The sequence below is a fragment of the Amycolatopsis sp. N2S4-7 genome (genome assembly GCF_058119595.1).
Genome location: NZ_CP172299.1, coordinates 9,376,093 through 9,401,921, shown reverse-complemented (window position 1 = coordinate 9,401,921; position 25,829 = coordinate 9,376,093). Strand labels below are relative to the sequence as shown.

Annotated in this window: 22 protein-coding genes and 1 pseudogene; 8 read left to right on the top strand and 15 right to left on the bottom strand. The window is 72.0% G+C overall.

What is annotated here, in order from left to right:
* Nucleotides 1–10: 10 nt before the first annotated feature.
* From wrbA to ACH54P_RS44335, 3 genes are all read left to right on the top strand, one after another.
* Nucleotides 11–625, top strand: a complete 615-nt coding sequence (gene wrbA / locus ACH54P_RS44345; RefSeq protein WP_489909281.1) for an NAD(P)H:quinone oxidoreductase — start codon at nt 11–13, stop codon at nt 623–625.
* A 49-nt stretch (nt 626–674) separates the two neighbouring features.
* Entirely contained in the window at nt 675–1,622 is a 948-nt protein-coding gene (locus ACH54P_RS44340) for an EamA family transporter (RefSeq protein ID WP_489909280.1), read from the top strand.
* A gap of 76 nt (nt 1,623–1,698) precedes the next feature.
* Nucleotides 1,699–3,066 carry an amino acid permease gene (locus tag ACH54P_RS44335; protein ID WP_489909279.1) on the top strand — a complete coding sequence of 456 codons (1,368 nt, stop codon included), beginning with the start codon at nt 1,699–1,701 and terminating at the stop codon, nt 3,064–3,066.
* A 6-nt stretch (nt 3,067–3,072) separates the two neighbouring features.
* Here the strand turns inward: ACH54P_RS44335 and ACH54P_RS44330 are convergent, their stop codons facing one another.
* The 9 genes from ACH54P_RS44330 to thyX form a co-directional block, all read right to left on the bottom strand.
* Entirely contained in the window at nt 3,073–4,773 is a 1,701-nt protein-coding gene (locus ACH54P_RS44330; protein WP_489909278.1) for a hypothetical protein, read from the bottom strand.
* Between the two features lie 75 nt (nt 4,774–4,848).
* Nucleotides 4,849–6,495 (bottom strand): substrate-binding domain-containing protein, encoded by a 1,647-nt coding sequence (locus tag ACH54P_RS44325; RefSeq protein ID WP_489909277.1) that lies wholly within the window; start codon nt 6,493–6,495, stop codon nt 4,849–4,851.
* 326 nt (nt 6,496–6,821) lie between these two features.
* Nucleotides 6,822–8,519 carry a ribonuclease J gene (locus tag ACH54P_RS44320; protein WP_489909276.1) on the bottom strand — a complete coding sequence of 566 codons (1,698 nt, stop codon included), beginning with the start codon at nt 8,517–8,519 and terminating at the stop codon, nt 6,822–6,824.
* On the bottom strand, nt 8,516–9,529 hold the full coding sequence (dapA, locus tag ACH54P_RS44315) for a 4-hydroxy-tetrahydrodipicolinate synthase (protein WP_489909275.1): 1,014 nt from the start codon (nt 9,527–9,529) through the stop codon (nt 8,516–8,518). Before dapA ends, ACH54P_RS44320 begins: the two co-directional genes overlap by 4 nt.
* A 102-nt stretch (nt 9,530–9,631) precedes the next feature.
* Entirely contained in the window at nt 9,632–11,122 is a 1,491-nt protein-coding gene (locus ACH54P_RS44310; RefSeq protein WP_489909274.1) for a serine/threonine-protein kinase, read from the bottom strand.
* A 78-nt stretch (nt 11,123–11,200) separates the two neighbouring features.
* Complete coding sequence (locus tag ACH54P_RS44305) at nt 11,201–11,644, bottom strand: hypothetical protein (RefSeq protein ID WP_489909273.1); 444 nt, start codon at nt 11,642–11,644, stop codon at nt 11,201–11,203.
* 24 nt (nt 11,645–11,668) lie between these two features.
* Nucleotides 11,669–12,910: an Nramp family divalent metal transporter gene (locus tag ACH54P_RS44300; RefSeq protein WP_489909272.1), complete on the bottom strand. Its 1,242-nt coding sequence runs from the start codon at nt 12,908–12,910 to the stop codon at nt 11,669–11,671.
* A 131-nt stretch (nt 12,911–13,041) separates the two neighbouring features.
* On the bottom strand, nt 13,042–13,440 hold the full coding sequence (locus tag ACH54P_RS44295) for an ACT domain-containing protein (protein WP_489909271.1): 399 nt from the start codon (nt 13,438–13,440) through the stop codon (nt 13,042–13,044).
* Nucleotides 13,440–14,192, bottom strand: a complete 753-nt coding sequence (gene thyX / locus ACH54P_RS44290; RefSeq protein WP_489909270.1) for an FAD-dependent thymidylate synthase — start codon at nt 14,190–14,192, stop codon at nt 13,440–13,442. Before thyX ends, ACH54P_RS44295 begins: the two co-directional genes overlap by 1 nt.
* Before the next feature lie 122 nt (nt 14,193–14,314).
* On the opposite strand from thyX, the gene ACH54P_RS44285 reads away from it, so the two are divergent.
* The 3 genes from ACH54P_RS44285 to ACH54P_RS44275 all read left to right on the top strand — a co-directional run bounded on the left by ACH54P_RS44285 (nt 14,315) and on the right by ACH54P_RS44275 (nt 16,196).
* Complete coding sequence (locus ACH54P_RS44285) at nt 14,315–14,827, top strand: toxin-antitoxin system HicB family antitoxin (RefSeq protein ID WP_489909269.1); 513 nt, start codon at nt 14,315–14,317, stop codon at nt 14,825–14,827.
* An 11-nt stretch (nt 14,828–14,838) separates the two neighbouring features.
* Nucleotides 14,839–15,744, top strand: a complete 906-nt coding sequence (locus ACH54P_RS44280) for a DUF4097 family beta strand repeat-containing protein (protein WP_489909268.1) — start codon at nt 14,839–14,841, stop codon at nt 15,742–15,744.
* A gap of 104 nt (nt 15,745–15,848) precedes the next feature.
* Entirely contained in the window at nt 15,849–16,196 is a 348-nt protein-coding gene (locus ACH54P_RS44275; RefSeq protein ID WP_489909267.1) for a CU044_2847 family protein, read from the top strand.
* A gap of 3 nt (nt 16,197–16,199) precedes the next feature.
* Here the strand turns inward: ACH54P_RS44275 and ACH54P_RS44270 are convergent, their stop codons facing one another.
* Nucleotides 16,200–20,063, bottom strand: a complete 3,864-nt coding sequence (locus tag ACH54P_RS44270) for a trypsin-like peptidase domain-containing protein (protein WP_489909266.1) — start codon at nt 20,061–20,063, stop codon at nt 16,200–16,202.
* A 100-nt stretch (nt 20,064–20,163) separates the two neighbouring features.
* Nucleotides 20,164–21,378 (bottom strand): winged helix-turn-helix domain-containing protein, encoded by a 1,215-nt coding sequence (locus ACH54P_RS44265; RefSeq protein ID WP_489909265.1) that lies wholly within the window; start codon nt 21,376–21,378, stop codon nt 20,164–20,166.
* Nucleotides 21,379–21,437: 59 nt separating this feature from the next.
* Here ACH54P_RS44265 and ACH54P_RS44260 point away from each other — a divergent pair, with 59 nt between their 5' ends.
* The gene (locus ACH54P_RS44260) at nt 21,438–21,995 is read left to right on the top strand and encodes a GNAT family N-acetyltransferase (RefSeq protein ID WP_489909264.1); all 558 of its coding nucleotides are present in this window, start codon (nt 21,438–21,440) and stop codon (nt 21,993–21,995) included.
* 66 nt (nt 21,996–22,061) lie between these two features.
* Here ACH54P_RS44260 and ACH54P_RS44255 read toward each other — a convergent pair.
* A pseudogene (locus tag ACH54P_RS44255) lies at nt 22,062–22,655 on the bottom strand (GtrA family protein); the annotation flags it as partial.
* Here ACH54P_RS44255 and ACH54P_RS44250 point away from each other — a divergent pair.
* Entirely contained in the window at nt 22,609–23,127 is a 519-nt protein-coding gene (locus ACH54P_RS44250; RefSeq protein ID WP_489909263.1) for a hypothetical protein, read from the top strand. The pseudogene ACH54P_RS44255 and the gene ACH54P_RS44250 overlap by 47 nt on opposite strands.
* Nucleotides 23,128–23,192: 65 nt before the next feature.
* Here the strand turns inward: ACH54P_RS44250 and ACH54P_RS44245 are convergent, their stop codons facing one another.
* The 3 genes from ACH54P_RS44245 to ACH54P_RS44235 are packed head-to-tail and all read right to left on the bottom strand — an operon-like array spanning nt 23,193 to nt 25,743.
* Nucleotides 23,193–23,645 (bottom strand): tetratricopeptide repeat protein, encoded by a 453-nt coding sequence (locus ACH54P_RS44245; RefSeq protein WP_489909262.1) that lies wholly within the window; start codon nt 23,643–23,645, stop codon nt 23,193–23,195.
* Nucleotides 23,642–24,382, bottom strand: a complete 741-nt coding sequence (dapB, locus tag ACH54P_RS44240; RefSeq protein ID WP_489909261.1) for a 4-hydroxy-tetrahydrodipicolinate reductase — start codon at nt 24,380–24,382, stop codon at nt 23,642–23,644. The genes ACH54P_RS44245 and dapB overlap by 4 nt, the downstream gene beginning before the upstream one ends.
* Nucleotides 24,379–25,743: a M16 family metallopeptidase gene (locus ACH54P_RS44235; RefSeq protein ID WP_489909260.1), complete on the bottom strand. Its 1,365-nt coding sequence runs from the start codon at nt 25,741–25,743 to the stop codon at nt 24,379–24,381. The genes dapB and ACH54P_RS44235 overlap by 4 nt, the downstream gene beginning before the upstream one ends.
* Nucleotides 25,744–25,829: the final 86 nt, after the last annotated feature.

Genomic DNA, 25,829 nt, shown 5'->3' with positions numbered 1-25,829 from the left:
GTCGGCGGACGTGAGCACACGGATACTCGTCGTCTACTACAGCGCGACCGGGAACACCGCGGCCCTGGCCGAGTCCCTCGCCGCGGGCGCCCGCGAGGCCGGCGCCGACGTGCGGGTGCGGACCGTGCCGGAGACCGTGCCCGCCGACGCCATCGCGCAGAACCCGCGCTGGCGGGCCTGGGTCGAGTCCGGGCCGCACCACGAGCTCGCCACGCTCGGCGACCTCGAGTGGGCCGACGGCCTCGCGGTGGGCAGCCCGACCCGGTTCGGCGGCCCGGCCGCGCAACTGAAGTCCTATTTGGACAGCACGGGTGGGTTGTGGGCGCAGGGGAAGCTGGCCGACAAGGTCGCGACGTCGTTCACGACGGCGTCCACCCGCCACGGCGGCCTGGAGTCGACGCTGCTGGCGATCAACAACGTCTTCTACCACTGGGGCGCGATCGTCGTGCCGCTCGGTTACGCCGATCCGCACCTGATGGAGTCGGGCAATCCGTACGGCGGCTCGTTCGTCTCCCGCAAGGCCGCGGCGCCGGACGAGCCGGCCCTCGGCGCGCTGCGCGTCCAGGGGCGGCGGCTGGCCACCATCACGACGCACGTGGCGACCGGGCTGAAGCGAGCCGAGTAACCGGAAAAACCGTTTCGGCAGTGACGCGCGGGGCCCTACAGTCGCGACGGTGACCACCGAGCTGCCCGTCCTCGCGCCACCCCGGGTCGCCCACCGCGGCCGCGGGACCGTCCTCGTCCTGCTCGCCGCCCTGTTCTTCAGCACGTCGGGCACCTTGGGCAAGTCCGCGATGTCCGCCGGGTTCACCCCGGAGCAGGTGGCCGCGGCCCGGATCGCGCTGGCCGGCTTCGTGCTGCTCGCCGGGGTGGCCCTGGTGGCGCCGCGGAAGCTGCGGGTCCGGCGGGCCGAGCTGCCCGTCCTGATCGGCTACGGCCTGCTCGGCGTGGCCGGTGTTCAGCTGCTCTACTTCGTCGCCGCGGGCCGGATCCCGGTCGGCATCGCGATCCTGCTGGAGTTCGTCTCGCCGGTGCTGATCGCGCTCTGGGTGCGGTTCGTGCGCCGCCACCGGCTGCCGCGCTCGGTGTGGGGCGGCATCGCGCTGGCCATGCTCGGGCTCGCGCTGGTCGCCCAGGTCTGGCAGGGCCTGACGCTGGACCTCGTCGGCGTGCTCGCCGGCGTCGGCGCGGCGATCTGCTCGGCCGGCTACTTCCTGCTCGGCGAGCGCGCGGTGGCCGACATCGACCCGCTGGGCCTGGTCACCTGGGGCATGGTGCTCGGTGCCGTCGCGGTCTGCGTCGTCGCGCCGCCGTGGACGTGGCCGGTCCAGCTGCTCGGCGTGGACGTCGAGTTCGGCGCCTGGCACCCGCCGGTCTGGCTGCTGCTCACCCTGCTGGTCCTGGTGGCGACGGTCCTCGCCTACGTCTGCGGCATCTCGGCGCTACGGCACCTGCCGGCGTCCGTGGCGAGCGTGCTGGGGCTGGTCGAGCCGATCATCACGACGGTCGCGGCGTGGGTGCTGATCGGCGAGGAGCTCGCCTGGCCGCAGCTGCTCGGCTCGGCGATCCTGCTCGCCGGCGCGTACATCGTGCAGCGGAAGTCGGAGATCCTCGCGCACTGACTTGCGCAAATTCTTCACCGGATAGCTCCCGGGTGCGAGAATCCCGCGATCCGCGCTCATCCGGGGAGGAAGCACCTTGGCGACGAAGTCCGGGCTGCGGCCCGATCTGCGGCAGCGGCACGTCCGGATGATCGCCCTCGGCGGCATCATCGGCGCGAGCCTGTTCATCGGCAGCGGGGCGGTGATCCACACCGTCGGCCCGGCCGCCGTGCTCTCCTACGCCGTCGGCGGGCTGCTCGTCGTGCTCGTCATGCGGATGCTCGGCGAGATGGCGACCGCCGCACCGGCGCTGGGCTCGTTCATGGAGTACGCGCGGGAGTCCCTCGGCGGCTGGGCGGGCTTCACGATCGGCTGGCTCTACTGGTACTTCTGGGTCGGCGTGGTCGCGTTCGAGGCGGTCGCCGGCGCGAAGATCCTGCAGGGCTGGATCCCCGGCGTGCCGCAGTGGGTGTTCTCGCTGGCCCTGATGCTGCTGCTGACGGCGACGAACCTGGCGTCGGCGCGGTCGTTCGGCGAGACGGAGTTCTGGCTGGCGTCGATCAAGGTCGCCACCATCGTCGTGTTCCTGGTGCTGGGCCTGCTGTTCGTGCTCGGGCTGTGGCCGGGCGCGCACTTCTCGGTGGGCAACCTCGGCCTCGACGGCTTCGTCGCGAACGGCCCGTTTTCGGTGGTGCACGGCGTGGTCATCGTGATCTTCTCGTACTTCGGCGCGGAGATCGTCACCATCGCCGCGGCCGAGTCCGACCAGCCGGAGACGGCGGTCCGCAAGGCGACGTCGACGATCGTGTGGCGGGTGATCGTGTTCTACGTCGGCTCGGTGGCGCTGCTGGTGATGATCACGCCGTGGCGCGAGGTGCCGAGCGAGACGAGCCCGTTCGCGGCGGCGTTCGGCCGGTTCGGCATCCCGGCGGCGTCGACCCTGGTCAGCGTGGTGGTGCTGACGGCGGCGCTGTCGGTGCTGAATTCGGGGCTGTACACGGCATCCCGCATGCTGTTCGCCCTCCGGCGGCACGGGTGGGCCCCGGCGTGGGTCGCGGACACGAACGGGCGCGGCGTGCCGTGGAAGGCGATCCTGGCGTCCACTTCGGTCGGTTACGTGGCCGTGGTGATGAGCTACGTGTCCCCGGACAAGATCTTTTATTTCATCATCAATTCGGCGGGCGCGGTGGCGCTGTTCGTGTACGCGATCATCTGCGGCTCGCAGTTGCGGATGCGACGACGGCTCGAAGCGTCGGCGCCGGAAGCGCTGAAGCTGCGGATGTGGGGGTATCCGTGGCTGAGCTGGCTGACACTGGCGCTGACGGTGGCGGTGGTGGCGTCGATGCTGTTCGTGGACTCGGATACGCGGGCGCAGCTGTACTTGAGTTTGATCAGCCTGGCGGTGATTCTGGCGGTCTACGCCCTCATCCGCCGCCGTGCTTCGCTCGATGTCGAGGCCGGATAGCGAGCGTCAAGCGGCTTTGCGCACCAGCCCGGTGTAGCCGGCAAGAGCAAGTGTCGCCAACGCCCATACCCCCGCCTGCACGAGCCACACGGCGGCGGTGAACGCAGCGCCCCAGGATGTGTCGGCGTTGAGGTCGCAGCGGCCGCGCACCCCGGTCGAGGAAAGTGGCAGGCCCCGGTCGAGGCCGACACCGACGAGTTCCATCGTCGTGCAGGGCACGCCCACGACGTTCGTGAACGAGGCAGTGCGTTCGATGGTGTGGTGCCGGCCGTCGCCGACGTGCCCGGCCCACAAACCGAGCGCGCCGGCTGCCAGCAACGCCAGCAGGAGCGCGGCCGCCGTGCGACGCGCCAGGTAGCCGTACCCCGCCAACGCACCCCACAGCCGGTGGAACCGGCGAGCCCACCAGTTACCGATGGCATCGGGGGCACGCTGATAGAGATCCCGTTGCTGGGAAATGAGAATCCGGCGGGCGTTGCCGTCGTGCCCGGCGGCCCGTTCCACCGCCGCCAGCTGCTGGTACGGCCCGGGACGGTAGAACTCGGTGTGGAACCGGATCACGTGCAGCCACTCCCGCCACCCGGCCGCGTCGAGTCCGCCGAACTTGAACCGGTCGAGATCCACGTGGCGGGTGTTCGTGCAGGCGAGGCCGGGCCGCCCCGCGGCGCACACGGTGAAGATCGGCATCGAGACCGCCGCGACGTCCGCGTCGTGGACGTCCACCAGCAACCGGCCGGCGGTGTTGACCACTTCCGCCGAACCGAGGTCGAGACAGCCTTTGATCTGCGCGTTGCCGAGACGGATCGCGCCGGCATCACCCGCGCCGGTCAGTCGCCCGCCGCGAAGCTGCACGTCACCGCCGGCCTGCAGACGGCCGGCGTGCAGGGCCGGACCACTGTCGTTGAGGATCGCGGCGGACTCGAGGTCGACATCGGCACCGACGTCGGCACCGAGGAGGCGGACGGCGCCAGCCTCACCCGAACCCGAGACCTGCAGCTCTCGGAGATTCACGGTTCCCGCGACTTCCAGGCGATCGGCGTACAGTCCAGGACCGCTTTTGTTGATCACCTCCGCGTTGCTGAGGGCCACCTGACTGCCGATCCGGGCACCGACCAACCGGATCGCACCCGTCTCACCCGCGCCTGAGGCCCGGAGTCCCCGAAGGTACAACCCGCCACCGACCTGCAGCCGGTCCGCGAAGAGAGCGGGGCCGCTCACGTTGACCACCTCCGCTCGGTCGAGGTCCACGTACCCGCCGACGTGGGCACCGCGAAGCCGGATCGCTCCGGACTCGGCATCGCCGGAAGCCTGGACACCTCGCAGCTTCAGATCACCGTCGACCTGCATGCCGTCGGCCAGCAGACGCCGGAGCCGGCTGTCCTGCACGGCGACCCGGGGAAACCGGCTTCCGGTCAGAGTCACCGTTTCGGCGACCACACACCGTCTCAGTGAGAAGCCCGTGATGGCCGCGACCTGATCGAGCATCAGCTTGCCGACGATCCTGAGGCCCACCAGCCGAACGCCTCGTGGGTCAAGCGGCCCTCGACGCCCGAGCAGCAGCTCTCGCAGCAATTCCGCGCGCACCTCGTGGTCGGTCTGGCCGCCTCCAGACAGCTGTTCCAAGGTGAGCCCACTGCTTCTCAGCTCGACGCCACGTCGTGCCGCGTCCACTACTTTCTCTTCCCGGTCGGTCAGATCGGCCAGCACGGGTAGCGGAGAGAAGTCAGTCACCTGTACCAAGTCGCCGCGGAATGCCGCCTTGCTACACGCGTGGTGACCCGCTCAGCCGCCGGCTATGCGGCTTAGGGCTGCGAAAAACACGTCCGTGATCTTTGCCGGGTCCGGGGCCACGAAGGCCTGGCCGCCGGTGGCTGCGGTCAGCTGGTCCAATTCCGTCTTGTCCGCGTCCGGGCCGATGCCCACTCCGATCAGGGGGATCGGGCGGCGGGGGTCCTGCAGCTCACCCAGCTGGGCCAGCAGCTCCGGCCGGGAGATGCCGTGGGGGTCTTCGTTGCGGCCGTCCGTCATCACGATCACCAGGTTGAGGCGGCCGGGCTCCCATTCGCGGCGGGCCGTGCGGTACGTGTCCAGGACGCTGTCGTACAGGCCGGTGCCGCCATTCGGGGTGGCCTTCACCTGGCTCAGGCGGTCCAGCGCGCCGCTTGCCAGGTGCTGGGCGACCGGGGCCATCGGGAGCAGCTCGCGGTAGTCCTTGTCGCCGTCCAGGCGGGTCGAGAACGCCAGCATCCGCAGCTGCGTCGCCGATTTGAACAGGTGCATGGCCTTCGCCGCGGCCTGCATCGTCACCTGCATCCGGTTCAGCCCGATTCCCGGCACCTGCGCGTTCATCGACCCGGACACGTCGACGAGCACCTGCACCCGCGCGCTCAGGTTGACCCCGGCCCACTGGTTGAGCAGCTCGTCGACGGCGTCGGCGGGCGGCAGGTTCGCGGCCCGGATGCCGGGCGGGGACACCCGCGGGTCCTCGTTGTGCTCGCGCAGCGCCTGCCCGCCCGCCGCGCGCAGGCCGGTCTTCGCGATCGCGTCGGCGCCCGGGTCGCCCAGCATCGCCTCCCGCAGCGCGTCGACGATCGGGCGCTGCTTCGGCGTGATCCCGCCCAGCTCGGCGAACGGGAAGTCCAAAGTGGGCACCGCGGTCGAGTAGACGGCGACGAGCCGCGACGACGGGTCTTCGACGTTGTGGCGCAGCAAGGAGTTCTCCGACGCGGGGAAGGCCGTCACCGCGGCCGTGCCGCCGCCGTCGCTGGAGCCCGGCAGCCGCGCGATCAGGTCCGTCTCGCCGCCGAGCGTGTTGGCCGAGAACCGCCGCAGCAGCGCGACGTACGCGGCCGAGGGTTCGGCGGCCGCCTTGACGCTCTCCCGCAGCCCGAGCAGCGCCGCCGCGCCGACCGGGTCGCGGGCCGGGTCGGGCATCCCCGGGACGACGCCCGGCGCGGCCAGGACGTCCGCCCAGGTCGGGGTGCGCTCGGGCCAGCCGATGCCCTTGGCGACGTCTTCGGCGACGGCGAGCACCACCGGCGAGCTGGCCACCGACGCCCCGGTCTCGGGAACGCCGGTGGCGCCGAGCTGGTAGGCGCGGCGCAGCGCGAGGGTGGAGTCCGGCACCCAGACCTGCGGCCGCGGGCTGCCGTCGGAGAGGGCGAGCCGCTCGGCGGCCTGGGTCGCCTCCCTGGTCTGGACCTCGACGGTGCCGCACCGCAGTTCGAGCCCGCGCACGACGAGCGACAACGCGGGCGCGATGTCCGAGGACGCGGTGACCAGCACCTTCGCCGGGTCCACGCACGACGGCCGGGAGTTCACGGCCGACACGGTCACCCAGGCGGCGGCGCCGAGGGCGACCACGAGACCGGTCGCCAGGGCGGGCACGAGCAGCCGGCGTCGTCGTCCGTCCGGCGAGTGACGTCCCATCGGTGCGGCCTCTCTGCGCGAGGCGAGGTGGGACCAAGGTTATCCCGCGGCAAAGCCCCCGCATGTGCGCCGGACGGCCTAACAGGGGCGGCGAACTCATCCCCGGGAGGGACGCGGTCCCACCCGGAGCGGGATGTCCCCGGCGGCGGACGCCGAAACACTGGACCGCATGAAGCCGACGAGAGCCGAACAACGCAGGGCGCGCCGGGCGCTGCTGCGGCAGACCGTCACCGTGACCGTCGCGCTGCTGCTGGCCAACGCGACACGCTGAAACGCGGAACGCCTCCGCGCTCGGGACTCGAGCGCGGAGGCGTTCCGGACGAACCTCAGACCGGGATGACCGTCGGGACGATCATCGGGCGGCGGCGGTAGGTGTCGGCCACCCAGCGGCCGACCACCCGGCGGACCGCCTGGGCGATGCGGTGCGTGTCGGTGATGCCTTCGGCCTCCGTGCGCGCCAGCTCCATCTCCACCAGCGGCACGACGGCGGCGAGCGCCTTCGGGTCGTCGGAGAAGCCGCGGCCGGACACCGTCGGGCTGCTGACCGGGCGGCCGGTGCTGGAGTCCACCGCCACGCTGATCGAGATGAACCCGCCCTCGCCCAGCACCAGCCGGTCGGACAGGGTCGACTCGCCGACGTCGCCGACCGAGAGGCCGTCGACGTAGACGTGCCCGACCTCGACGCGGCCGGTGCGCGACGCCTTGCCGTCGACCAGGTCGACGACCACGCCGTCTTCGGCGATCACCACGTTGTCCGGCGCGACGCCGGTGCGGATGGCCAGCTCGCCGTTCGCGCGCAGGTGCTTCCACTCGCCGTGCACCGGCATGACGTTGCTCGGGCGCACCGCGTTGTACAGGTACAGCAGCTCCCCCGCCGACGCGTGGCCGGACACGTGCACCTTGGCGTTGCCCTGGTGGACGACGTTCGCGCCGAGCCGGGTCAGGCCGTTGACCACGCCGAACACGGCGGTCTCGTTGCCCGGGATCATCGAGCTGGCCAGCACGACGGTGTCGCCCGCGCGGATCGAGATCTGCCGGTGCTCGCCGCGCGCCATCCGCGACAGCGCCGAGAGCGGCTCGCCCTGCGAACCCGTCGAGACGAACAGGACCTTGCTCTCGGGCAGGGTGCTCGCCTGGTCGAGGTCGACCAGCAGGCCCTCGGGCACGTTCAGCAGGCCCAGCTCGGCCGCGATCCCCATGTTCCGGACCATCGACCGGCCGACGAACGCGATCCGGCGGCCGTGCCGGTGGGCGGCGTCCAGCACCTGCTGGACGCGGTGCACGTGGCTGGCGAAGCAGGCCACGATCACGCGCTGGTCGACGCGGCGGATGACGTCGTCGAGCACCGGGCCGATGTCGCGCTCGGGCATGACGAACCCGGGTACCTCGGCGTTGGTCGAGTCGACGCAGAACAGGTCGACACCCTCGTCGCCGAGCCGGGAGAACCCGGCCAGGTCGGTGAGGCGCCCGTCCAGCGGGAGCTGGTCGAGCTTGATGTCACCGGTGTGCAGCACCACGCCGGCCGGGGTGCGGATGGCCACGGCCAGCGCGTCCGGGATGGAGTGGTTGACCGCGAAGAACTCGAGGTTGAACGCGCCGACGTCGCGGCGCTCGCCCTCGCGGACCTGGATGAGGTGGGGCCGCTGCCGGTGCTCCTTGGCCTTCGCCGCGAGCAGCGCGTTCGTGAACTTCGAGCCGTAGATCGGCAGGTCCGGCCGCAGGCGCAGGAGGAACGGGACGGCACCGATGTGGTCCTCGTGCCCGTGGGTGAGCACCAGGCCGTCGATGTCGTCGAGGCGGTTCTCGATCGCGCGGAAGTCGGGCAGGATCAGGTCGACGCCGGGCTGGTCGTCCTCGGGGAAGAGCACCCCGCAGTCGACGATGAGCAGCCGGCCGCCGTACTCGAAGACGGTCATGTTGCGCCCGACTTCGCCGATGCCGCCCAGCGCGACGACGCGCAGGGCCCCGGCGGGCAGTTCGGGCGGGGCGTTGGTGGGGCCTGGACCTTGGGGAAGTGAGCTCACCGAGGCAGGGTCCCAACGCTGGTGTGCGAGGTCGGCGCGATGTAGGCCGCTCGCGAATCTGCTTGTGCCACCCGCTCACCATGCCAGTCCTGGGCCGCCGTGTCGCCCAGCGGCACGCCGCCCTGGGTGAGATCGGCGGCGATCAGGGCGGTCTGCTCGGCGGTCGGCGCGACGATCGGCAGCCGCGGGTCGCCGATGTCGAAGCCGCGCAGCCGCAGCGCCGCCTTGCTGAACGCGACCCCTCCGACCCGCGACATCGCACGCAGCACCGGCAGCATCGCGCGGTGGTTGGTGCGCGCGGTGGACGTGTCGCCGTTCTCGTAGGCGTCGATCATCGCGCCGATCCGGCCGGCGACGACGTGACCGATCACACTCACCACGCCGACGCCGCCGACGGAGATCCAGGGCAGGTTCAGCCCGTCGTCGCCGGAGTAGTAGGCGAGGTGGGTGTTGGCGATGACCTCGGAGCCGGCGATCAGGTCGCCCTTGGCGTCCTTGACCGCGAGGATCCGCGGGTGCTCGGCCAGCCGCAGCAGCGTGTCGACCTCGATCGGCACGACCGAGCGCGGCGGGATGTCGTAGAGCAGCACCGGCAGGCCGCTGCTGTCGGCGACGGCGGTGAAGTGCGCGTACAGCCCGGCCTGGCTGGGCCGCGAGTAGTACGGGGTGACGACCAGCAGGCCGTGGGCCCCGGCCTCTTCGGCCTGCTTCGCCTGCTCGATGCTGTGCGCCGTGTTGTTGGTGCCCGCCCCGGCCACGACGGTCGCGCGGTCGCCGACGGCCTCGACCACGGCGCGGACCAGGTCCTGCTTCTCCGCGTCGCTCGTGGTCGGGCTCTCGCCGGTGGTGCCGTTGATGACGAGGCCGTCGTTCCCCAGCTCCACGAGGTGCTCGGCGAGCTCCTGCGCCCGCTTCAGGTCCAGCGCCCCGTCGGCGTCGAAGGGGGTGGCCATCGCGGTGAGCACTCGCCCGAACGGCCGTCCGGGCGCTGCGGTAGGTGGGTTGGACATGCTCCAGACGGTACCTCGTCCCCCCGACAAAACCGCGCCGACCTGGTCGGGTCCGGCGAAGTGCGGAGGATTTCCCGGGCCCGGCCGCTCGTCGCGGAACTTCTACTTGACCTTGGTCACGATCGGCGCGGAGATGGGCCCGCCGTCGGCCTTGGCCAGCACGCAGTAGAAGTCGCGGCTCGGGTCGGTGCTGCCTTCGGGCTGGAGGTTCCACTCGGCGGCGGTCGGCACGATCGCCCGGTAGACGAGGTCCGCGCGCTTGTCGGCCGGGACGACCGAGGACCGGAACGACTCGGCGCAGCGGGCCTCGGCGAAGGCGGTGAGCGCCGCGAAGTCGGGGTACTGCGCCACGGCCGCGTCGGAGTCGCTGTAGCTCGTGGTCGGCAGCACCCGTTCGATGTCGTAGATCTCGAGCGTGTGGCTCTTCGCGCAGGTGCTCGCCTGGGTGTCGGTGCCGATCACGACGTTCGGCTGGATCGCCGTGTTGTAGCAGCGGTTGTAGTCCGAGCCGTCGCCGATCTTGAGGTAGCCGCCCACGCCGTAGGTGACCGTCTCGCGCTTCTGGGCGTCCAGCACGGGCGCCTCGAACGCCCTGCCCGCGAAGAAACCGCCGACCAGGGCACCCACGACCAGCACCGCGGCGGCCGAGAGCCACAGCGCTCTCCTGCTCTTCGCCGGCGGCTGGGGCGCCACCTGGGTCACCGGGGCACCCAGCATCGCGGTGCCGCCCGGCGGGGTCGGCCGCACGCCCTGCGCCGTGGTCAGCAGGTTCTGGGCCTGGGCCGCGGTCAGCCGCGCTTCGGGGTTCGCGACGAGCAGGCCGAGGATCGCCGCGGCGATCGGGCCCTGGCCGCGGGTCAGGTACGGGATCTCGGTCATGATCGCGTGCAGCGTCGCGGCGGTGGTCGCCCGCTCGAACGGGATGGTGCCTTCGACGGCGAAGAACAGCGTCGCGCCGAGGGACCACAGGTCGGACGCGGGCAGCGCTTCGCGGTCTTCGACGCGCTCCGGGGCCATGAACGCCGGCGAGCCGACGATCATGCCGCTGGTGGTCAGGCGCGGGTCGTCGACGGCGTGGGCGATGCCGAAGTCGGTGAGCTTCACCCGGCCGTCCGGCGCGACGAGGATGTTCGCCGGCTTGACGTCGCGGTGCACGATCCCGGCGGCGTGCGCGGCCTGCAGCGCGGCCAGCACCCGCTCGCCCAGCTGCGCGGCCTGCGCGGCGGGCATCGGGCCGCGCCGGCGCACGAGGTCGGCCAGCGACGGCGCCTCGACGAGCTCCATCACGATGAAGGTGGTGCCGCCGTCGGTGACGACGTCGTAGACGGTGACGATCGCGGAGTCGTTGAGCCGCCCGCCGGTGCGCACCTCGCGCAGGGCGCGTTCGGAAAACACGGCCGCGGACTCGGCGTCGGGCAGCCGCAGCTCCTTGACGGCGACCTGGCGGCCGATCACCTGGTCCTGCGCCCGCCACACGACGCCCATGCCGCCCCGGCCGAGCTCGCCCAGCAGCAGGTAGCGGCCCGCGACAACCCGCTGACCAGGCGTGGCGGGCGCCGCGGGAGGGTACGGCCGGGTCTGTTCGTCGGTCACGGTGCTCCTTCGGGCGGCGGTCGCGCAGATGCTAGTCGGACCGTCGCGGGCCGTCGGAGGTTCCGGGCATTTCGTCCCTCAGCGGGCCGGCGGGTAGGTCTCCCCGCGGTAGGGGATCCACCGGTAACCGGGGGCGAAGTCGCTGAACTCGGCCCGCTTCCCGGTCGCGGCCCAGATGTCCTCGCTCACGACGAGACCGGGGAAGGCCGTCAGGTCCTCTTCGGCCATGAGCTCGTCGTGGGTGCGGAACGAGCCGGTGTCGACGCCGGCGAGGGCGTAGCGGTAGACCGGCGGCGCGGTCCGGAGCAGCCAGTAGAGCCGCCGTCCCGACGCGGTCATCTCCGCGGCCTCCGCGACGGAGTCGCCGCCCGTCCGGCTGAGGCCTTCGGGCACCACCCCGCACCACCAGCCCGTGCCGTGCCGGTAGACGCGTGCCTGCCAGCCGTCGAAGTGCCGGGCGAGGTCGCGGGCGTGGGTCTCGCGCTCTCCGCATTCGGCGTTGAGGGCGAAGATCCGGGCCATCGCTGCGGTCTCCCTGTTCGTGGGTCAGCCGGTGAACGTGAGGTAGATCAGCACCAGGTTGAGGGCGATGATGATCGCGGCGATCACCGACGCCGCCACCGTCGTCAGCCGGCGGTTGGCGTCCGCCCCCATCAGATCACGGTCGGCCGTCAGCCGGATCAGCGGCACCAACGCGAACGGGATTCCGAAGGACAGCACCACCTGGGAGACGACCAGCGCGGCGCTCGGATCGGTGCCGAGGGCGAGCACGACGATCGCCGGGATCAGCGTGACGAGCCGACGCAGGACCAGCGGGATCCGCTTGTGCAGCAGGCCCTGCATGATCATCGCCCCGGCGTACGCGCCCACCGACGTCGACGCCAGGCCGGACGCCAGCAGGCCGATCGCGAACATCAGCGCGATGCCGGGGCCGAGGGCCAGCGCGACGGCGCCGTGCGCGCCCTCGATGCTGTCGACGCCGTCCTGGCCCTGCAGGTTCGTCGCGGCGAGCAGCAGCATGCCGAGGTTCACCGCGCCGGCGAGCAACATCGCCAGGCCGACGTCGGCGCGGGTGGCGCGCAGCAGGCGGCGGCGGGTGGTCACGTCGGGCAGGCCGTGGCGGTCGCGGACCAGGCCGGAGTGCAGGTAGACGGCGTGCGGCATGACGGTCGCGCCGAGCATCGCCGCGGCGATGAGGATGCTGCCGGCGCCGTCGAACCTCGGCACCAGCCCGCCGATCGTCTCCGGCACCGACGGCGGCTCGACGAACAGGCTGGCCAGGAAGCCGATCGCGATCACCGCCAGCAGGCCGGTGACGACCCGCTCGAACGTGCGCTGGCCGCCGCGGTCCTGGACCGCCAGCAGGGTCAGCGAAACCGCGCCGGTGATCAGGCCGCCGGCGATGAGCGGCAGGTCGAACAGCAGGTTGAGCGCGATCGCGCCGCCGACGACCTCGGCCAGGTCGGTGGCGATGGCGACGACCTCGGCCTGCAGCCAGTACGCCAGCCGCGCGGGCCGGGACAGGCGGGCGCGCAGGGCCTCCGGCAGCGACATCCCGCTGACCAGGCCGAGCTTCGCCGACAGGTACTGCACGAGCACGGCCATCAGGTTCGCCGCGACGATCACCCAGACCAGCAGGTAGCCGTAGCGGGCGCCGGCGCTGATGTTGGAGGCGACGTTCCCCGGGTCGACGTAGGCGATCGCGGCGACGAACGCCGGGCCGAGCAGCGCCGACCCGGTGCGCAGGCGCGTCACCAGTCTCGGGCGGACAGCCTCGGTCACCGCCATGACGCCTGCCTCTCCACCGGATGTCGGGAAACCCAAACCGGAGTTTAGGCATGCCGAACTTTCGATTTCAAGGGTGACGGCTCCCACCCTCGGCCGCCGGATACCCGCCGGCGGCCGAGCCAACCACCGGTTCAGGGGTGGGCGACCTCGTGGCCGGATTCGCGCAGCGCCTTCACGGCGTGGTCGAGATCGGTGGCGCGGACCAGGATGTGGTCGGTGTCGAAGGTCGACATCGAGAACAGCGCGACACCGGCCGCGGCCAGCTCGGAGGCCAGCGCGGCGATGATGCCGGTGAGCGTGAACTCCAGCGGCCCGCGGACCGAAAGCAGCCGCCAGCCGTCCTCCGCCGCCGTGCTGCCGGCGGGTTCGCGGCCGGCCGGGCAGATCACCGACAGCTCTTCGGGCGTGCGGGTCACCGAGACGAACGCCGGTTCGCCGGGGGCGAGCAGCTCCGCGGGCACCGGGGCGTCCGCGGGCAGGCGGACGACGGCGTACTCACCGGGACGGACATCGATCGCTAGACGCTTCATCAGCCTTCGAACACCTTCGGGCTCGTGGCGATCTCGGTGCCGTCGGGCAGCGTCGAGATGGTGAAGTCCGCGAACACGTTCGCGGCGGCTTTCTGCAGCTGCCGCAGGCATTCCACGGCCAGTTCACGGATTTCGACGTCGGCGTGCTCGGTGGCGCGCATCCCGACGAAGTGGCGCCAGGCCCGGTAGTTCCCGGTGACGACGATGCGGGTCTCCGTCGCGTTCGGCAGCACGGCGCGCGCGGCCTGGCGGGCCTGCTTGCGGCGCAGGGTCGCGGCCGGGACGTCGGCGAACTTCTCTTCGAGGCCGGCGAGCAGCTCGTTGTAGGCGTCGACGCTCGCCCGGGTCGCGGCGAGGAACTTCTCGTGCAGCACCGGGTCGTTCGCGATCACCTCCGGCTCGACGAACTCGGCGTTGCGCTCGGGGACGTACCGCTGCGACAGCTGGGAGTAGGAGAAGTGGCGGTGCCGGATCAGCTCGTGGGTCAGCGAGCGGGAGATCCCGCTGATGTAGAAGGTCACCGAACCGTGCTCCAGCACCGAAAGGTGGCCGACGTCGATGATGTGCTCGAGGTAGCCGGCGTTGGTCGCGGTGGCGGGGTTCGGCTTCTTCCACGACTGGTAGCAGGCGCGGCCGGCGAACTCGGCGAGCGCCTCGCCGCCGTCGGCGTCGGTCGACCACGGCACGTCTTCGGGTGGGAAGAACTCGGTTTTCGCGATCAGCTGCACCCTGGGTGACACGGTTCCGGTCACGTCCGCACTCCTTCTCCGAGACTCCCCGCGCAGCCTAACCGCGCGGGGGCCGCCACTCCCGGGGGATCCGTGACATCACCGCCGTCCTTGACTGACACCACCGATGACGTCATAGTGGTGTCATGGACCTGACGCCGTACATCGCCAACCTTCGCGAGGACCTCGCGAACACGGCTGCCGCCGGGGACGAGCAGACCCGGCGGGCGGCCGCGCTGCTGTCCTCCGCCCTCGAGCCCGCCGTCCGCCTCACGCTGATGAACGCCCTTGCCGACCTCGCCGCCGAGGTCACGGCCGCGTTGCCGGGCCAGGTGGTCGACGTGCGCCTGGACGGCCGGGACGTCCGCGTGGTCGTCACCGGAGCCGCCGAGGAGGCGGCGTCACCCGAGACACCACGTGACACCACTCCGCCACCACCGATCGACGGCGGTGACATCACGCGCATCACGCTGCGGCTGGTCGAGCAGATCAAGGGCCAGGCCGAGCGCGCGGCGGCGGCGCAGGGCGTCTCGCTGAACACGTTCGTTTCCCAGGCCGTCCAGGGCGCGCTGGGCCACGGCCCGCGCGGCGCGGACTACAAGAACCTGGGCAAGACGACCCGGCCCGGGTCGCGCCTGCACGGCTGGGTCGAAGGCTGAGGGGATCGAAGATGAGCGACGAAGAACAGAACGGCGAACTGGTGCGGATCGACGAGTTCGAGACGGACGTGCCGCTGGAGCTGGACGTCAGCGTGACGATCGGCCGCGTCGAGATCGTCCTCGAAGGCGATTCCGGGGCGCGCGTCGAGGTGCGGCACGACGAGGGCGAGCAGCAGCCGTGGGTGGCGGGGGTCAACAGCCTGCTGTCGTGGGTCGGCGAGCGCTTCGGCGACCAGCTGGGCGTCGACCCGGCGGCTTCTCCCGCGGAAGCGGTGCGGCAGAGCCGGATCGAGAAGCTCGGCAACCGCCTGGTCGTCCAGGCGCCGAAGGCCTGGCAGCTGCGGAACGTCGCGCTGGCGGTGAAGGTGCACGCCCCGGCGGGCTCGCACGTCGACGTCCGGGCGGGCGCGGCGGACGTCACCGTGACCGGCTCGGCCGGGCGCGTCGACCTGCTGACCGGCTCCGGCGAGGTGAAGCTCGACCGCGCCGACGGCTCGGCGACGATCCGCACCGGCAGCGGCGGTGTCAAGCTCGGCCCGACGCTGGGCGGGCTGCAGCTGCGCAGCGGCAGCGGCCACGTCGAGGCGTCGTCGATCGCCGGCTCCGCGACGCTGGCGACCGGCACCGGCGACGTCTGGCTGGGCGCGGTCTCGGGCGAGGTGATGGCCCGCACGGGCAGCGGCGACCTGTCGGTGGCCGACGCGGCGTCGGGCTCGCTCGACCTGATCACCGGCTCCGGCGAGGTCCGGATCGGCATCCGCGGCGGAACGGCCGCGGAGGTCGACCTGACCTCCAGCGGCGGCAAGGTGTCCAGCGAACTGGACGTCTCCGACACCGCCCCGGAAGGCGGCGTGAAGCTGAAGGTGCGAGCCCGCACGGGCTCCGGCAACGCCGTGGTGACGCGCGCGGCCGGCTGAGGAAAAGGGGGTGACGGGCCGTTCCCGGTGGGGGCCGGGAACGGCCCGTTCCATGCCGCCGTCTCGGCGATACGCCTGGCTTTCGCACCCACCTGCCCGCCAGGATGATCCGCGTGGACGACTACCGGGGGACCCCGCGGACGCACTTCCTGCCCGTTCAGCTCGACGACCGCACGCTCTACGTCGAAGCGACGCCCGTCGGCGACGGCGACGAGGAGGTCGCGGGGCGGCTGCTCAAGTTCGAAGGCTTCACCGAGACCCTGAGCAAGGTCGCGAACACCGTGACCGACGCCGTCCAGGCGGGGCTGACGAAGGTCAAGCCCGCCAAGGTGACCGTCGAGTTCGGGTGCGAGGTCGGGATGGAAAGCGGTCAGCTGACGGCGATCCTGGTGAAGGGCACCGCGAAGGCGAACCTCAAGGTGACGATGGAGTGGAAACCCGGCGGCGACTGATCATCAGCGAAGCTTCCGAAGCGCCTTCTCCGCCTTCGTGCGGACGGCCTTCGGGGTCTTGCGGTCGTCGACCAGAGCTTGCAGGACGTCTTTTCCCTGGCCGGGATGGAGTTTCGCCGCCTCGGCCGCGGCGGCGAAACGCTCGTCCGGCTTGAGCTTCCGGTCCCCCGCCTGCGCCACCCGCATCCGCAGCTGCTGCTTCTTGCTGAGCCCGGAAACGTCGTCCGCGGCACCGGGTGCCTCCGAGCGTGACGTCGCCGGTGGCGCCGAAGTCAGCCGGGCGGCCCGGTTCACCGCGGTCAGCTTGGTCCGGTAACCCACGCCCGACGTCGCGGCCACGCGCTGGTACGCGGCGGCCGCCGCCGGGCGGTCGAGGTCCTCCATCCGCGCGATCACCTCGAGGGCCTGGTCCCCCGGCAGGTCGGCCGCGAGCCGCCTCAGGAGCGCGAGCCCTTCCGCGGGGTCGAGCGCGACCACCTGGACCGCGAAGTCGGTGCGCCGGTGCGCCGGGATCCGATCGTCCCGGGCGAGGGTGGCGTAGGCGTCGGCTCCGAGACGCGGCTGGACCGACGTCAGCTCCGCGGCCGCCTTGCCCCTCATCCGCACCGACTCGTCGCCGGATTTCACGATCGTCTCCAGGAGCGTGATCGCCCGCTCATCGTCACGGCCGTCCGCGAGGTCGGCGAGGGCGGCCATCCGGTTTTCCGACGGGCCCGGGCGCATGGCCAGCTCGGTCAGCGCACCGACGCCGCGCACCGGGTCCAGTTCGTGCAGGGTCTGGGCGGCGAAGCGGCGGATGGCGAATTCCACCTGCTCGTTCCCCACCAGCTCGGTCAGCAGGCCGAGCGCCCGGTCGCGGGCCTCCGGGCGCTCCGCGGCGGCCTTCGCCGCGTCGACCTGCCAGGCGTCGAGCCCGAGGTCGCCGGCGAGCGTGACGAGCACCTCGAGGCCCGCGTCCGGATCGACCTCGGCCAGAGCGCTCGCCGCGTCGAACCGGTCCTCCGGAGCTTCCTGCGCCGCCAGGGCCAGCTCCCGCAGGATCGGGACCGCCCGGAGGTCGGCGTCGCCCAGGGCCCGGGCGGCGCGGCGGCGGGCGGCCGCGGGGTGCCGGGGGTCCGCCGCCAGTTCGGCCAGCAGGTCGGTGCCGAGCGCGCGCCGGTGCCGTCCCGCCGAAACCGCCGCGGCGCACCGGGTTTCGAACCCGACGGTGGCGTCCCGGCTCAGCAACGCCAAGGTGGCCACCACCAGGTCCGGGTCGTGCGCGCACAGCGTCTCGGCCGCGGTCAGCCGGGTCTTGTCCGGGCAGCCGGGGTCTTCGACCAGGCGCCGCAGGATTTCCCGGGCGCGCCCGGGATCTTCGGCGGAGACCAGCTGCGCGGCTTCGAACCGGAGGGCGCGCAGCTCGGGCGTGGCGGCCAGCCGGGCCAGGGTCCGCACTCCGTGCGGCCGGTCGAACTCGAAGACGATCTTGGCCGCGCGAAGCCGGTCGCCGGCGACCATCCCGTCGGTGAAGACGAGGTAGTTCGCGGCCGTGATCCCCCGGCTCCGGTCCAGTTCGAGCAGCAGCCGCAGGGCTTCGAAGCGCGCGACGCGCTGTTTTTCCTCCCGGAGAACGGCTTCGAGCTGGTCCGCGGCGTCCGCCGGTTCGAGCTGCGCGAGTTCGGTGACCGCTTCCCGCCAGTCGTCGAGCGTCTGCGGGTGGGTGACCTGCTCGACGAGCCCCCGGCGCAGCCGCTCGCGCACCTTCGGCGGCACCGGCAGACCCTGGCGGACCACGTCGACCACGAACCCGTGGTTGTGCTTCCAGTGGCGCCGCCGCAGGAGGCGGCCGAGCACCCGCGTGACGTCCTTGCCCTCGGCCGCCCAGAGGCCGACCAGGAACAGCTCGACCTCCCAGTTCTTCCAGGCGTGCAACCGGGGCCGCAGGTGCCGGCGCCGCGGCCGGGGGTGGCGTTCCACCAGGTGGCGTGCCGCGAGGTATTCGAGAATGGTCTGGTGCAGGAACTCCGGGCCGCCGCGCCGGCTGATCAGCAGGCTGGTGGCGAGGAACACCTCGTGGACGAGCTTCGTCCATTCCTGGTCCGACACCGTGTCCGCCGGCTTCGGCACGTGGCGCGACGCGACGTCGACGAGGGTCGGCACCGGCCGTCCCAGCGGTGATTCGGCGGTCGCGGTCTCGTGGTGCGCGTACGCCCATTCGCGCAGCACGGGACGCGCCTTGCCGAAGAGCTCGTCGACGGCCTGCTCGGCCGCCGCGCCGCTGCGGCCGGCCCACTCCCGCAAGCGTTTGCGCGCGGTGGGCCGGCGCTTCTCGTGCAACAGGTCGACGAACTGCCCGTACAGGCCGACGCGATCCGACGGCAGCCGTCTCCCGGGTTCCTGGGCGTACAGCACGCACATCATCGTGGCGATCAGCGGAATGGTGGCCAGGTCACGGAGTCCGGCTTCGTCGGCGCGCGTCACGAAGCGCGCCGACTCGGCTTCGGCGTCCGGCACTTCCAGCGCCTCGAACCAGGCCTTCGCGAACTCGCCGAGCTGCTCGCGGGCGAACGGCTCGATGACGAACGTCGGGTAACGGCCCTTCTCCGCGAGCTTGGTGTGGTAGTCCACGCTGGTCGGCCTGGTCGTCAGGAGGAAACCGAACCGGTCTCCCGCGCGCTGCCGGCGCACCAGGTCGGCGACGAGACGGCGGTCGTAGGGATCGACGATCTCGTCGAGCCCGTCGGCGAGCACGAGCCAGCGCGCCCCCGGCGCCGGATCGGCCGCGAACAGCTCCTTCAGGAGCGGCCGGTCGAGGTCCAGGTCGAAGCTGCGCACGCCCTTGGCCAGCTTCTCGGTGAGGTCGCGGTGGCCTCGCAGGGCTTCGGCGGGCACCGGGACGGGGACGAACTCGCCGCCTTCACCGCGCAACCACTGTTTCGCGATCTCCGCGGTGAGGTGCCGGACCAGGCTCGACTTCCCCGCGCCCGGGCCGCCGAGGACCTGCACCCCGGGGTAGGTCCGCAGCAGGCCGTCGGCGTCGACGCGCGCCGGATCGTCGTCCGGGCTTCCGTAGCGGCTGGTCTGCTGGCGCAGGTACACCTTCCACAACGGCGGAGTCACTTCGGTCCCGGCGAGCTCGGCGTGCGGATGCCGGTCATCGGCGGTGCTCGCGGCCTCGAGGTACCGCCGCAGCCGGGGGCCGGGGTACCGGATCCCCAGTTCTCCCAGCTGGTCGTCGTCGAGGAGCCCGAGCCAGCCGCGGTTGCCCGGTGACGCCGTCCGGTGGACCGGTTCCAGGGCGGGGTGGGCGGCGAACACCGACCCCACCGGCACCAGCCGCGCGGTGTCCCCGTGTTCCCGGTCCCGGTACCGCACGACCCCGCAGACCGCGCCGGTCCGCCAGTTCAGCACCGGGCCGCCGCTGTAGCCCGGGCCGACCGGCCCCTGGACCGTCTTCAGCAGTTCGGCGCCCTCGGTCCGCCGCGACGGCCCGGCCAGGCTCAGCGTCGCCGAGTCACCGGCGCGGTACCGGCCCGACGGATAACCGAAGGCCCACAACGGGTCGCCGGGCTCGGCCGCCGGGTGGAGCACCACGTGTGCGCCGGCGACGTCCGCCTCGGCCTGCAGCAGAACGAGGTCCGCGCCGCCGGGGTCGTTGACGTGGTAGGTGCCGGGGATGACGCGGAACTCGGTGGCGGGGATCCGCTCGGTCGCCTCCGACCGCACGACCTCGGCGGCGCCGGAGGCGTCGGTGATGACGTGCGCGCAGGTCAGGACCACACCCGGGGCGACGAAGAATCCCGTGCCCTCGGCGCCGGACGGCGCGACCAGCGGCACGGTGACGGCGCGCAGGGCGTCCGCCAGCTTCGCCCGTCCTCCCTCCATCCCACCCCCCGCTCGAGCGCCCGGCGACCCACCATCTTGGCAGCTTCCCGGCCGCATCGGAACGGCCATTTTCCCTGCGGGGAAAGGATCTTGGGCGCGGTCAGCGCACCAGTTTCGCCAGTGGCCGGGCCAGGTCGCCGCGGGGGCCCACCGTCACGCCCGACAACCCCAGCCACTCCGCCATGTGGCGCAGCTCCGCCGCCAGCTCGGGGAGCACCCGGGCGACGTCGACGCCCTCCTCCGCGAACGCTCCCTGGACCCGCAGCACCCCCGCCGCGCGGTCGGATTTCAGGTCCACCCGGGCCACCAGAGAGCCGTCCAGGAGGAACGGGAACACGTAGTAGCCGTACACCCTCTTCGGCTCCGGGACGTAGATTTCGATCCGGTAGTGGAACCCGAAGAGCCGCTCGGTGCGGGCGCGTTCCCAGATCAGCGGGTCGAACGGGCACAGCAGGGCCCGGCCCGGCACCGCCCGCGGCGTGCGCGCCGCCGTGTGGCGGTAGGCCGTGGCCTTCCAGCCGTGCACGGCCACCGGTTCCAGGATCCCGGACTCCACCAGCTCGGCCACCGCCTGGCGGGCCGGGGCCGGGCCGAGGCGGTAGTAGTCGCGCAGGTCCGTCTCCGTCGCGACGCCGAGGGCCCGCGCCGAGCGTTCGATCAGCCCCCGCGCGCCTTCCTCCGCCGAGACCGAGCGGGCCAGGATCTCCGGCGGGACCACTCGCTCCGTCAGGTCGTACAGCCGCTCGAACGACCGGCGCGTGCCGGTCGTCAGCTGGCCGACGCCGAACAGGTACTCACAGACGCGCTTGACCTCCGACCGCTCCCACCACGAGCCGGGGCCCCGCCGCTGCGCGTCCGCCGCCACCTCGCGCTCGATGCCGCCGGCGCCGATCGGGCCCAGCTCCTTGACCACCGAAAGGATCTCGTCGACCAGACCCGGCGACTTCTCGATCAGCGGGCCGTAGTGCCGCCACCAGCCGTCGCGCTTCGCGCCCGAGCGGATCAGCGGCCAGTCTTCGATCGGGAGCAGGCTGGCCTCGTGCGCCCACGTTTCGACCAGCAGCCGGGGCTGACGCGCCGAATGCGACCACGCCGCCGCGTCGAGCAGCGCGGGGTCGTACGCGCCGAGCCGCGAGAACACCGGCATGTAGTGCGCCCGGACCGCGACGTTCACCGAGTCCAGCTGCAGCAGCTGGACGCGCGAAAGCACGCGTTTCAGGTGCCGCCGGGACGGCACGACGGACGGACGCGGGTCGGCGAAGCCCTGCGCGGCCAGGAAGGTCTTCCGGGCCGTCGCGACACTGATCGTTTGCATGGTGCGAGTCATGGTGCCACCCACCACCGACAAAAACGCGCACCACTAAGTTCTCTGACATGAGCGACGCCGCCGTCCGCCCCGCCGACCTGTCCGACGCCGCGGAGATCGCCCGCATCCAGCGCGAAACCTGGCACGCCGCGTACGAGGACCTCCTCGGCAAGCAGGCGCTGGCCGAACTGGACGCCACCGACCTCGTCGGGACCTGGACCGAGACCATCGACTACCCCGGCAGCCTCGTCTACGTCGCCACCGAAGGCGAGTTCACCGTGGGCTTCTGCGTCGCGGGCCGGGCGCCCGAAGGCGAGGTCGCCGCCGCGGACGGCAGCCTGCCCGAGGACGCGGCCACCACCGGCCTGATCGCCACCCTGCTCGTCGAGCCGCGGTGGGGGCGGCGCGGCCACGCCGGGCGCCTACTCGCGACGGCGGCCGCGGGCCTGCGGGCCGACGGGGCCGGCCGCGGCATCGCCTGGGTCGCCCAGGGCGACCACGCCTCCCTCGGCTTCTACCGGCGGGCCGGCTGGAACCCCGACGGCACGGTCCGCACCCTCGACACCGGCGAGCGCATGGTCCGCGAGGTCCGCCTCACCGGCGCGCTCGACCTCGCGCTCGCCTGAGTCCCGGAAGATCACCCACCGCATCACGGCGTACATGAAGACGCCTTCGCAGGCGCCCGCGAGCAGCCGCGACAGGTGGTATTCGACGCCCAGCGCCGTCAGGCCCGCGCCCACCCCCAGCAAGAACGCCGCGTAATTGACAACGATGGCACCGATGTAAAGGACGAGCTGCATTCCGACGGCCGCGTGGGAATGGAAGTTGAACGTCCGGTTCAGCACGAAGCTCAGCCCGAACGCGCAGACGTACGCCAGCGTGATCGCCAGCCACACGGGCCAGCCGAGCCAGCCGTGGAAAACGGTGAGCAACGCCAGGTCGACCCCGAACGTCAGACCGTTGATGAGGCAGAAGCCGAGAAACGTCGGGGCGATGATCCGCGACAGACCCAGCGGCAGCACGCCCACGACGGCCTCGCACCGGGCGCCGAATCGGTCAGCGGGCGTACGGGGTTGTTCGGCGGCCACGTCGCCAGCGTGGCAGCGGGAGGTGGCCGGAAGCCGTCGAGCAGGTGATCTTCTGGTGCTGACCACCCGCCGAAGACGGGGGCCAACCCCCGTGCGCGGAGATTTCGAACTGATAACGTGAAGAACGCGAGTGATTTTCGGAGGTGACACGATGAGCTGGATCCTGCTGACGCTGGGCGTCGCGTTCGGCTCCGCCATCGTGCCGCTGATCAACGCCGAAGTGTTCCTCCTCGGGCTGTGCGCGAGCCAGCCCGGGCTGCACTGGCTGTGGCTCGGGGCGGCGGTGGCGGTCGGGCAGATCGCCGGGAAGACGCTGTACTACCTCGCCGCGCGCGGGACGATCAAGCTGCCGAAGCCGTTGCACGACCGGCTGCACCGCGAACGCCCGATGACGCCGAGGCGCGTGCGCTGGCAGCTGCGGACGAAGAAGCTGCGCGGCCGGGTCGACGCCCTGCGCGAGCGCTGCCACCGGCACCCGCACTGGATGGCCGGCACCTACGGCGTGAGTTCCCTGGTGGGGTTGCCGCCGTTCATGGCGACGAGCGTCCTGGCGGGCCTGGTCCGGATGCGGCTCGCGACGTTCTTGACGGCCGGGCTCGCGGGAAGGTGGATCCGCTTCAGTTTGATAGCGGCTTCACCCGCGGTGTTCGCCGGCTGGATGCACCACTGAGACGGTGAGCTGCCCGGGTTGACGGGCTTCCGGACCCCCGGCGGCGACGGTCACGAACCGGGGCGTCAGACCGCCCGGTCGGCGGCTTCCAGCTCCACGGCCTTCTTCATCGTCTCGCGCGCCCGGCGGCGGTCGCCGGCGATGTCGTACGCGTAGGCCAGCTTGTACCAGGCGCGCCAGTTCTCCTGGTCGGCCTCGACCTCCGCGCGGCGCTCCTCGAACCACGCGTCGGCCGCCGTGCGGTCGACGCGGCCCGAGGGGCGGCGCGGCAGGTCCGAGACGTCCGGGAGCGCGCCCTCGGCGTCCAGGCGACGGGACAGCCGCTGGATCTGGAGGCCGTTGCGCCAGGTCACCACCACGATCCAGATGCCCAGGATGGGCAGGAGCAGCACGCCGGCCCCGAGGGCGATGCCCGCGCCGGTGCCGGACGCGAACAGCGCGAACGCCCGGTCCGCCAGCAGGACCAGGTACACCACCAGCGCCGCGGTCAGCAGCAGCGCCACATTGCGGGCCTTCACAGGTCGAGGACGTTTTCCAGGCCGACCGTCAGGCCGGGCTTCGCCACCACCGTGCGCACGCCGAGCAGGACGCCCGGCATGAACGACGTCCGGTCGAGGGAGTCGTGCCGGATCGTCAGGGTCTCCCCCTCGCCGCCGAACAGGATCTCCTCGTGCGCGACCAGGCCGGGCAGCCGGACCGAGTGGACGCGGACCTCCTCGACCGAGGCGCCGCGGGCGCCGTCGAGCTCCGACGTCGTCGCGTCCGGCCCCGGCGTCACGCCCGCCTCCGCACGCGCCGCGGCGATCATCCGGGCGGTGTGCGCGGCGGTGCCCGAAGGCGCGTCGGCCTTGCGGTTGTGGTGCAGCTCGATGATCTCCGCCGACGCGTAGAACTTCGCCGCCTGGGCCGCGAAGCGCATCGCGAGAACCGCGCCGAGGGCGAAGTTCGGCGCGATCAGCACGCCCAGCGACGGCTTTGGCTCCAGCAACGCCCGCAGTTCCGAAAGACGCTCTTCGCTGAAGCCCGTGGTGCCCACGACCGCGTGGATGTCGTGCTCCACCAGGTACTTCAGGTTGTCCATGACGGCGTCGGGGTGGGTGAAGTCGACGACGACCTGAGCCTCGGCCAGCGCCGCGAAGTCGTCGCCCGCGTCCAGGGCGGCGACGAGCTTCATGTCCGAAGCACCTTCGACGGCGTTCACCACCGTCGCACCCATCCGGCCCCGGGCGCCGAGCACACCGACGTTGATGGTCATGAAGCGATCACCTCGTGCAGGTCGTCAGGCAGGTCGTCGGCGTGAGCGTACGGCCCCACGACCGCCGCCGCCGAGACCCCGCCCGGGCGCGCGAACAAAGTGCGAGCGAGCGCACACACGTCCTCGGTGGTGACGGCGTCGATGCGCGCGATCGTGTCGTCGACGCCCAGGTAGTGGCCGTAGTTGAGCTCGTTCTTGCCGATCCGCGACATCCGCGACGACGTGTCCTCCAGGCCCAGCACGAGCCCGCCGCGCAGCTGGCCCTTCGCGCGGGCCACCTCGGCTTCGGTCAGGCCGTCGACGCCGACCTTGTCGAGCACCTCGCGGATGACGCCGGCGACGTCGCCGAGCTTCTCCGGCTGGCAGCCCGCGTACACGGCCATGTGGCCGGTGTCGGCGTAGCTCGCGACGGACGAATACACCTGGTAGGCCAGCCCGCGCTGCTCGCGGATCTCCTGGAACAGCCGCGACGACATGCCGCCGCCGAGGGCCGCGTTGAGCACCGACAGCGCGAAGCGGCGGTCGTCGTGGCGCGACAGCGACCGCAGGCCGAGCATGACGTGCGCCTGCTCGGTGTCGTCGGTGTGCAGGGCCAGCTTCGGGACGGTCTTGATCCGGGCGCGGCCTTCGCGCGGCCCGACCGGCGTCGCCGTGCCGTCCAGCCGGCCGCGGAGGGCCTTGCGCACCAGGCGGAGCACCTGGTTGTGGTCGACGTTCCCGGCCACGGCCAGCACCATGCGCGGCAGCGTGTACCGGCGCTTGTAGAAGTTCCGCAGCGCGGCCGGTGACATTTCCACGATCGACTTCTCGGTGCCGAGCACCGGGCGGCCGAGCGGGTGGTCGCCGAGGATCGCGCTGACGAACGTCTCGTGCAGCAGGTCTTCGGGGTCGTCGTCGCGCATCGAAATCTCTTCGAGGACGACGCTGCGTTCCATGTCCATGTCGCGGTCGGTGCAGAGCGCCTCGAACACGACGTCGGTGACCAGGTCCACGGCGAGCGGCAGGTCGGCGTCGAGGACCTGCGCGTAGTAGCAGGTGTGCTCCTTCGCCGTGAAGGCGTTGAACTCGCCGCCGACGGCGTCGATCTCCTCGGCGATCTGCGTGGCGTCGCGGTTCTTCGTGCCCTTGAACAGCAGGTGCTCGAGGTAGTGCGCGGCGCCGGCGACGGCGACCGGCTCGTCGCGGGAGCCGATGCCGACCCACAGCCCGACCGTGGCCGAGCGGGACGCCGGGACGTGCTCGGTGATCACCCGCAGGCCGCCGGGGAGGACGCTGCGCTTGACGACCGCACCGTCCGGAGTGGACTCCAGCGTGCGGGTGGTGCCGACGGGCTGCTCGTGCCCGGAAACCTGCCGTGCCATGGGTTCCTTACTCACGATGCCGTGAAGGCCTCCTCACCGGGAAGCGGCGAGGAGGCCTTCGACGGAACTGTCTTGCCGGACGAGCC